Source organism: Sphingomonas sp. (assembly GCF_035490575.1).
In the GTDB taxonomy this organism is placed as follows: Bacteria; Pseudomonadota; Alphaproteobacteria; order Sphingomonadales; family Sphingomonadaceae; genus Sphingomonas.
Window position 1 is genome coordinate 1 of record NZ_DATJLI010000125.1, and the last position, 8,153, is coordinate 8,153.

The window sequence follows — 8,153 nt, forward strand, 5'->3', positions numbered from 1 at the left end:
GGTAGAGGCGGTGCGCCTGACCTCCCCCGACCCCGACGAACTGACGCTCCGCGCCGCGCGCCTGCTGTCGCAAGCCGACCGGGTGTGTCACCGCCCCGACGTGCCCCCCGCCATCCTGTCCCGCGCCCGCGCCGATGCCGAGCGGATGGAATGTGCGGCAGCGGAGCCGGGTGAGGGGCTGACGGTCGATCTGTCGATGGGGTGAGGCGAGTGGGGTGATGGAAGCGGCCGTTCCGCTAACACCCAATCTCGGACATTCAGTGCAGCTTTGTCGCTTTTTTCAAACCGGACATTTCATAAAGTGCTGCGGCACTTTTCACTACCGTTTGATTTCAAGCAAGGTAGGGGCCGCATCCGAGCGGACACCGGCGAGCAGGGACAGATGCCTCATGCATTTTAGTTCAACTGGCTTCCTCAATCTCTTCGAGAGCGCCATCCCACTCAAGCAGGTCACCTGGCTGGCAGTCTAGATAGCTGCATATCTTTTCCAGCGTGTCGAAGCGCACGCCTTTGACACGGCCCTGCTTCAACAACGACAGGTTGGAATCGGTGATGCCAACAAAGGCGGCGAGGTCCTTGGAGCGCACCTTACGCCGGGCCAGCACCACGTCGAGACGGACGACGATTGCCATTAAACGATCTCGCCCAACTCGTCACGCAGGCGGCGGCCTTCATCGATCACCCGGCAAATCATCATCACCAGCGTGGCGACGGTCAAGACGAACAGGCCGGTAAACAGCGGAATACGGATCGTTGGAACAAGGCCGGTGCCCGCCTGTGCCGGAACCAACACATGCACCGCGATTATGGCCAATGGCAAAATTGTGGCCGCTAACGTCGCTACGACCAGCCAGCGGCCAAAGGCCCGTAGATGGCCGGTTGTCTCGGCTGCGAACACCTGCCCCTCCCGCGACAGCCGCAGAAAGGCAATCAGCCGCCAAAGGGCATAAGCAAAGGCGAAGTAGGAGAGTGCACCGGTCCAGGTGACCAAGGGCGGCAGGTAAGCTCCGCTGGAGCGGACCAGCACCGTTGCCGGACCAATCTGTGTGTCGAAGCTGCCGACAAGCGCCAGCACGCCGCCCAGCAAGGTTAGGGCAACCGCGATCCACGACAACGCTAATCCCACCCGCGCTGCCTGTTTCAGCGGTGAATCCCTGTTGACCGGCATATAATCATTGCCCTACATAAAGATATTGCCCCTTAAGGCAGATATATCGAAATTGCTCCCGGGGGGCAATGAGGTGTTTGGGCTCCATCGGTGCCGCTCATCCAAGCGCCCGGGTGCAGTAGCGATGAATACGCGGCCATCGTTCCGGCTAACGGCACCGACATATCGACGAGGAAATATAATGGCCGACATACTGAACAAGACGCCGGTTCGCTGCATAGGCGTGCTCGTGATTTTCGGCCTGCTGTTCCTGCCGGTAGCTTTACCGATGCGTGTTCTAATGCTGGCTGCTGTCGCGCTGCTCTGGACCTATCTTGCAGCAGGCAACCTCACCTCGATCGGGCTGAGCCGGCATCCGCTGGTACCCACCGTGGCCTGGGCAGCCGGTATCGCCATCACGGTGCTCGCCTTCGGGCACTTCATCCAACCCGTACTAAACCGATCGCTGGGTTCGGATATAGATCTCAGCGGCTATGGCGCGCTGGCCGGCAATGCGGAGGTAGCGCTGAGGCTGTTGGGCATGGCCCTGACAAGCGCCGCCTTTGGCGAGGAAATACTGTTCCGAGGTTTCCTGCTGCATCAGCTTACCGCGGTGTTGGGGTCCGGGGCCCGAGCGCGCTGGGCGGCGATTGTGGCTGGTGCCGTACTGTTTGGGTTTGCCCATGCGATGCAGGGACCGGTCGGGATGGTCACGACGGGCCTTGTCGCTTGCCTGTTTGGCTGGGCATGGTTCCGCAGCGGACGCAATCTGTGGGCCATGATCCTAGCCCATGCGCTGATCGATAGTTTCGGCATCAGCATGCTATATCTGGGATGGACGGGCATGTAGTTGGCGCCGGGAGAAGGTCCGCTTAGCTAGCTGAGGTAAACAAAAGCGGCCTGTCCGCAAACCACCCAATTTCGGTCGCTTGAACCTGATCCTGACACCGGCCATTCCCGGCCGCCCCCCCTAACGCCGCAAAAACCCCGCAATCTGGTCCATCATCATCGCGATCTGCGGCGCGCAGGTGGCAATGGCGTCGTCGCCCTCGGTCGAGTTGATCGCAACCCCGATCGGCGTCGGCCAGCCGCGCAGGGCGTGGACGATGCCGCGCAGCGCCTGCAGCGTCGATACCGACGCCTGCCACCCCGCCGCCATCGCGATCAGCCCGACGGGCATTCCGTCCAGATACACGCGCGCATCGCCGCGCGTCAGCTCGATATGGTCGAGCGCGTTCTTGACCAGTCCCGACAGCGTGCCGTGATAGCCCGGCGACCCGATCAGCAGCGCGTCGGCGGAGCGGATCGTGTCGATGAAACGGGTGACGCGCGCATCGCTGCCCGCTTCGGCGGGATCGTAATTGGGAAAGTCGATCGCTTCCCCCGTCAGCAACGTCGTGCGCGCGCCCGCGGCGGCGGCGTGATCGAGCGCGACCTGCAGCGCGCGGGCGGTGCCGGATGTGGGGCGGAGCGTTCCGCCCAGGGCGACGACGTGAAATCCCTGCATGGCGACAGGCGCTAGCCGATCCGCGCCTGCGGCTCCAGCGCATTGATGGCGGCATGAATCCGCGCTTCCGCCTCCGCACGCGGCAACGCGCCCGGCAGCGGCTCGCCAAAGGCCATCGTCACGACGCCCGCGCGCTTCATCCCCTTGCGCGGCCAGACATGCCCGCTGTCCAGCGCGATCGGCACGGTCGGCAGCGCCAGCACCTTGTAAAGCGCGGCGAACCCGGCAAGCACCGGCGGGGTTTCGCCGGGCGGAACGCGCGTGCCCTCTGGAAAGATCAGCACCGGACGCCCCGCCGCGCGCGCGGCGGCAGCGGCGCGCAGCATCTGGCGCAGCGCGGTGGCGGAGCCTGCGCGGTCGATGGCGATCACACCATATCGCTTGGCCGCCCAGCCCCAGAAGGGGATGTCGGCCAGTTCGGCCTTCATCACGATCACCGGATCGCGCAGCATCCGCGTCAGCTCGAACGTTTCGTAAAAGGACTGGTGCTTGGCGACATAGAGCGCCGGGTGGTCGAGCGGGCCTGAGCCGGTGATGCGGTTGCGGATGCCCATGACATGGCGCGCGCACAGCCGGTGCCAGCCCAGCCACATCCGCACATGCCAGCCCAGCGCCGCCTGGCCGAACAGCGCGCTGACCGGCGCGGTCACCACGATCGGCACCGACCCGCCATAGAAAATCGCGTCGAACAGCCAGGAACGCAGCCGTGCGATCATCCGCGATATCCCAGCAACAACGCCGCGCGGCGGATCAGCAGCTTGTTATATTCCCCGGCCAGCACACCGAAGCGGGCATTGGTCCGCACACCGTCGCCAAGGATCTCCACCTCCTCGCCCAGCGCGTTGCTCAGTTCCAGCCGCGCACGCGCCATGTGCCAGTCGGACGTGACCAGCCGCACCGTCCTGAACCGATAGCGCCGGACCCAGGCGGCGGTCTCGTCGGCGTTGGAGCGCGTGTCGATCGCTTCCTGACCCAGGTCGACGCAGCAGTCGAACACCCGGCGCGGGGTCGATTTGTAAACCGCCGCCAGTTCGCGTGGGCGCACGGTGGGGTCGACGCCCGTCACCAGCATCCGTTTCGCCTGTTTCGCTTCCAGCAGCGCGAGGCCGCGGTCGATCCGTCCCGCGCCGCCGGTCGGCACGACGATCGCGTCGGTGACTTCGCCGTTCAGCGGGCGGCCAAGGTTGAGCATGAACAGCACGAAGCCCAGCGCATAGGCCAGCAACGCAAAGGCGATGACGCGCAACAGCCGCATCACATCCGCCGCCCCAATGTCCGCAGCACGGCGACGCGCGCCGCCAGCGTCGCCGTCAGCGTGAAGGCCAGCGGCAACACCGCGATCACGGCCCAGTCGCCAGCGCGCAGCCCGATGCCGCGCACCACTTCCGCCTCGAGCGCGCCGATCCGGGTGCCGAGAAACGCGACAAAGGCCAGCCCTGCCAGCGTGCCCACCACCCCGCCCGCCAGCGTGTCGATGGCGATCCGGCGCTGGAACAGCCGCGCCACCTGCACATCGGTCGATCCCAGCATGTGCAGCACTTCGATCGTGCCGGCGTGCGTGTCCAGCCCCGCGCGCGCGGCCAGCAGCACCACCGCCGCCGTCGCGCTGGCCACCAGCAGCACCAGTCCGGCCGCCAGCGCCGCCAGTGTCGCGATAAAACCGCGCACCGGCGCCATCCAGGTCGCGTGACGATCGATCCCGGCTTGCGGCGCGGCAGCGCGCACCACTTGTTCGACCGCGCCGATCGCCGCCGGATCGGTCAGGTCGACATCGATCATCGCGGGCATCGGCAGATCGGCGTCCAGCCCGGCCTCGCCCAGCCACGGTTCGAGCAACCGGGCGAGGCGCGCGCGGTCGACCTGCTCGACGCGCGACACCTGCGGCGTGGCGCGCAGGCGGGCGACCAGCCGCTCGGCACCGGCCGCATCGCCGTCGACCAGCTGCACCGTCAGCCGCCCGGCCAGTTCGGCATCCAGCGCGCGCGTCGCGCGCCAGGTCGACAGGCCCAACGCCGCCGCCAGCACGGTCAGGAACAGCATGATCGCCATGATCCAGCGCATCGCCCGCATCGTGCGCGCATCGTCCAGCCAGCGGCGTTCCCCCGACGACCTGCTCATGGCGTCTCTTGCCGGGGCGGGTGGCGCAGGCTGCCGGTGGGATCGACCAGCCGCCCCTTGTCCATCCGCATCATCTGGGCATCGGGCACGCGCCCCAGCAGGTGCAGGTCGTGGGTAGCAACGACGACGGTGGTGCCCAGCTTGTTCAGGCTGTCGAACAGATGCAGCAGCCGGTCGGCCATGTCGGGATCGACATTGCCCGTCGGTTCGTCGGCGACCAGAATCTCGGGCCGGTTGATGACGGCGCGGGCAATGGCGATGCGTTGCTGCTCCCCACCCGACAGCGTGGGTGGGCGCGCGTCGGCGCGGTCGTTCAGCCCGACCCAGGCCAGCATCTCGCGCACCGCTTCGTCCAGTTCGGCCTCATCCATGCCCGCCACGCGCAGCGGCAGCGCGATATTGTCATAGGCGGTCAGGTGCGGCAGCAGCCGGAAATCCTGAAACACCACGCCGATGCGCCGTCGAAAGCCCGGCAGGCGACCGCGCGGCAGCGTCACGGCATCCTCGCCGAACAGGCGGATCACCCCGCGGCTGGGCCGCTGCGCCAGATACAGCAGCTTGAGCAGCGACGTCTTGCCCGCGCCCGACGCGCCGGTGACGAAATAGAACGCGCCCGCGCGCAACGCGAAGCTCAGGTCCGACAGCGTTTCGGGTCCGGTGCCGTAACGCAGGCCGACATTCTCGAACTGAACGATGTTGGCCATGGCTGACGCTTGCAATGCCCCTCTGGGCGGCGAGCCATCGCACGTCGCGCGCCCCGGCTCAAGCGCAGGCGCATTTTGTCAGAACGGCAGCCAGCGCGACTTTTCGGTGAAGTTCATATAGCCGACATTGGCGCCCAGCCGCCAGCCGACGCCCAGCCGGATCGGAATCAGCACCACATCGCCGCGCCGCAGATAGGTCGCGGCGAACCCGCCGACGAAATAGACGCGCCCCTCCGCCGCCGGAAAGCGGCGATACAGTTCCTGCGTGTCGTAAAGGTTATAGACCAGCACGAACACCTTGTTCGCATCGCCGCCGACATCGAAACCCAGCGACGGGCCGGTCCAGTAAACCGGGCGCTGCCCCTCGATCCGGTGCGTCATCACGCCCGAGCCGTAACGCACGCCGACGACGAACGCGCCCGACGCCTCGCGCCCGGCGATATAGGCATTGGGGCGCCCCTGTTCGGCGAGCAGCTTTTCCAGCATTCCCGCCAGCCCCTGCGCGCCCTGTCCGAACACGCCCTCCGCCGCGGACATCAGATCGTCGCGGGCAAAAGTCTCTTCCGCCGCGGCGGTGCGATCCGCGACAGCGGGGGCGCCGGGCGCGGGGGCCGTCGCGGGCGGCGGGGCGGCAGGCGCCGCCGGTTGCGGAACGGGCGGCAGGTCGAGCGGGGGCGGCTCGCTTGATTGGGGGCCGGGATCGACCGCCATTTCATCGGGCGTCAACTGATCCTCAGGCAGGGGTGGCGGTGCGCCGTTCAGGTCGGCGTCGATCGCGCTGTTCGGATCGATCGTCCGCACCTGTGCCCCGGCATGTGCCGGCGCCACCAGCATCGCCAGCGCGGCCAGCGCCACAGTCAATTTCGGCGACATCTTCATTCCCCCGGTCAAAAATCACGCGACCCCGATACGGCCCATGCTACACCGCCCCCCGATGAAGCCGCAATGAACGGGCGGCAAGCCGAGTCCGACAGACGCCGGAACGAGTCGGGTCTTTTGTATCGCGGGCCATTGATCCGCACCCCTGCCAACGCTATAGCCCCGCCCTCGATAGCCCCGAGCGACCCGGAGACGTGGGTGAGTGGCTGAAACCAGCGGTTTGCTAAACCGCCGTATGGGTAAATCCCGTACCGAGGGTTCGAATCCCTCCGTCTCCGCCAACTTCCCAGTGATTTCAATCACTTAGAGCCGACAACGCCTTCCCGGCCAACATCGCGGCCATCATAAGTTCGTGTTAGAAGCGGCGCACTAGGCTCTTGATCCACGTCATAACCGTTTCAATCGTCCAGTTCGTTTGCTCTGGCGTTAACGTAGGCATCGGCGATTGCCCCGGCCCATGTGCGAACGGGTTGCGAACGTCGCTGAACATCTTCGTCAGCATGTCGCCTTCCCAAACTTCGATGAAGCGGCCGTTCTTCTGGCTAACGAGATTGGACACGTAGTTCGCTGCGCCCTTCTCGCTTCCCATCGTTCAGCCCTTCAGGTCGCTTATGATCTTGATGCAGCTTTCGAGCGCACAGACAGCGTGGAACGCGGCCATTCGATCGCCATTGTCGCGGCGATCAATCGCTTCCTTCATCTGAAGATCGACGTTTGCCCACGGTGCAGCGCCGACAAGCGCCCAAAATGGCTTCGCTACCGCAGTGTTCACCGTTTCATCTTCGAAAAGTTGAATGAACCCGTTGTGATACGTCAGCTTGTAGAGGGCGAGCCTAAGGCGCTCGTTTAGGTCGCGAACGAGTTCATCGAATGCGGCGTTAATGCGAGCGTTTGCAGCACGCAAGCCATCGGCGCGTCGGCCCGGCACGCGCAATGCCGGTCGCGGCGAAACACGATTATCCTCCAGTTCGGCTTCGCGCACCAAAGGCGGTTGATCCGGGCTGGCGCCAGCCCGCTGGCTACCTGAAAATGGGAAAGACAGCAGGCGCCGACTAGAGAAAAGAGCGATCTCGACATCGTCCGAGCGCTCCGGCGGCACAATCGTCAGTTTTCGATCCGGAAACGGATTCCTTGAAACGGAAGAACCAAGGAGCGGCTTTTCCAGCGCATTGGTTCCGCGCTTCGCTGATGGAAGGCGGTCGACCTTTCCCTAGTGAAAACGCCGGGGAACAACGCGAGGGCGAAGAGGCTCAGATATGGCTGCCGACATCATCGATAAAGCGACCGGTGCAGTAACGCAGAGCACCATGGAAACGATCGATCTTGAAAGCGCCAGTGTCGTCCGATTGGACTTGAGCCGGGACGCCGTTGCTGCGTTCGAGCGCAGCCAGCAAGACCTTATCGTAAGACTCGATAATGGGCAGCTTATCCGCGTCGCCGACTTCTATGAACAGTTCGACGGCCGCGCTAACGATCTGGTCCTGCGCGAACCTGACGGGACACAATGGCTAGCGCAATCCAGCAGCCGCTTCCCGCGCTTTTCGTTGCTGAACGATCTGGATGAACTGCTCGGCGCAACCGGCGCCGGCGGTGGCGGGTCGTCGCTGATCTTGCCAGCGTTGCTCGGTGGTGTCGGCGTGGCAGGTGTCGCAGCAGCGGCGACGAGCGGAGGCGACTCATCAGACGACACGGACGCTGACGCTGATGCGGATGCGGACGCTGACGCCGATGCGGATGCGGATGCCGACGCCGATGCGGACGCCGACACAGACGCCGATGCGGATGCCGATGCGGATGC

The 8,153-nt window shown here is 65.3% G+C and carries 12 protein-coding genes, 1 tRNA gene and 1 pseudogene; 4 read left to right on the forward strand and 10 right to left on the reverse strand.

The annotated features are described in order from the left end of the window. Window positions 1-205, forward strand: a pseudogene (locus VL973_RS09385) (siroheme synthase); the annotation flags it as partial. Between the two features lie 196 nt (window positions 206-401). Here VL973_RS09385 and VL973_RS09390 read toward each other — a convergent pair. Together VL973_RS09390 and VL973_RS09395 are read right to left on the reverse strand one after the other, a co-directional pair. Next, window positions 402-632, reverse strand: a complete 231-nt coding sequence (locus VL973_RS09390; protein ID WP_325283760.1) for a helix-turn-helix domain-containing protein — start codon at window positions 630-632, stop codon at window positions 402-404. Then, window positions 632-1,168, reverse strand: coding sequence for a DUF2975 domain-containing protein (locus VL973_RS09395; protein ID WP_325283761.1), 537 nt, complete (start codon window positions 1,166-1,168; stop codon window positions 632-634). Before VL973_RS09395 ends, VL973_RS09390 begins: the two co-directional genes overlap by 1 nt. Window positions 1,169-1,349: 181 nt before the next feature. On the opposite strand from VL973_RS09395, the gene VL973_RS09400 reads away from it, so the two are divergent. Further along, a complete protein-coding gene (locus VL973_RS09400; RefSeq protein WP_325283762.1) occupies window positions 1,350-1,997 on the forward strand; it encodes a CPBP family intramembrane glutamic endopeptidase in 648 nt (215 codons plus the stop codon). 120 nt (window positions 1,998-2,117) lie between these two features. Here the strand turns inward: VL973_RS09400 and VL973_RS09405 are convergent, their stop codons facing one another. From VL973_RS09405 to VL973_RS09430, 6 genes are all read right to left on the reverse strand, one after another. Then, on the reverse strand, window positions 2,118-2,654 hold the full coding sequence (locus tag VL973_RS09405) for an NADPH-dependent FMN reductase (protein ID WP_325283763.1): 537 nt from the start codon (window positions 2,652-2,654) through the stop codon (window positions 2,118-2,120). Window positions 2,655-2,665: 11 nt separating this feature from the next. Then, window positions 2,666-3,370, reverse strand: a complete 705-nt coding sequence (locus tag VL973_RS09410; RefSeq protein ID WP_325283764.1) for a lysophospholipid acyltransferase family protein — start codon at window positions 3,368-3,370, stop codon at window positions 2,666-2,668. Beyond that, on the reverse strand, window positions 3,367-3,909 hold the full coding sequence (locus VL973_RS09415; RefSeq protein ID WP_325283771.1) for a YdcF family protein: 543 nt from the start codon (window positions 3,907-3,909) through the stop codon (window positions 3,367-3,369). The genes VL973_RS09410 and VL973_RS09415 overlap by 4 nt, the downstream gene beginning before the upstream one ends. Further along, window positions 3,909-4,772 carry a cell division protein FtsX gene (locus VL973_RS09420; protein ID WP_325283765.1) on the reverse strand — a complete coding sequence of 288 codons (864 nt, stop codon included), beginning with the start codon at window positions 4,770-4,772 and terminating at the stop codon, window positions 3,909-3,911. The genes VL973_RS09415 and VL973_RS09420 overlap by 1 nt, the downstream gene beginning before the upstream one ends. After that, the gene (gene ftsE, locus VL973_RS09425; RefSeq protein WP_325283766.1) at window positions 4,769-5,476 is read right to left on the reverse strand and encodes a cell division ATP-binding protein FtsE; all 708 of its coding nucleotides are present in this window, start codon (window positions 5,474-5,476) and stop codon (window positions 4,769-4,771) included. The genes VL973_RS09420 and ftsE overlap by 4 nt, the downstream gene beginning before the upstream one ends. A gap of 78 nt (window positions 5,477-5,554) precedes the next feature. Next, window positions 5,555-6,355 carry a DUF1134 domain-containing protein gene (locus VL973_RS09430; protein WP_414712226.1) on the reverse strand — a complete coding sequence of 267 codons (801 nt, stop codon included), beginning with the start codon at window positions 6,353-6,355 and terminating at the stop codon, window positions 5,555-5,557. A 188-nt stretch (window positions 6,356-6,543) separates the two neighbouring features. Here VL973_RS09430 and VL973_RS09435 point away from each other — a divergent pair. Next, a tRNA-Ser gene (locus tag VL973_RS09435) sits at window positions 6,544-6,636 on the forward strand. A gap of 74 nt (window positions 6,637-6,710) precedes the next feature. Here VL973_RS09435 and VL973_RS09440 read toward each other — a convergent pair. Together VL973_RS09440 and VL973_RS09445 are read right to left on the reverse strand one after the other, a co-directional pair. Then, the gene (locus VL973_RS09440; protein ID WP_325283768.1) at window positions 6,711-6,944 is read right to left on the reverse strand and encodes a hypothetical protein; all 234 of its coding nucleotides are present in this window, start codon (window positions 6,942-6,944) and stop codon (window positions 6,711-6,713) included. A 3-nt stretch (window positions 6,945-6,947) separates the two neighbouring features. Then, complete coding sequence (locus tag VL973_RS09445) at window positions 6,948-7,454, reverse strand: hypothetical protein (protein WP_325283769.1); 507 nt, start codon at window positions 7,452-7,454, stop codon at window positions 6,948-6,950. A gap of 157 nt (window positions 7,455-7,611) precedes the next feature. On the opposite strand from VL973_RS09445, the gene VL973_RS09450 reads away from it, so the two are divergent. Beyond that, window positions 7,612-8,153, forward strand: a 542-nt coding sequence (locus VL973_RS09450; protein WP_325283770.1) for a BapA/Bap/LapF family prefix-like domain-containing protein, incomplete at its 3' end; no start/stop codon positions are given.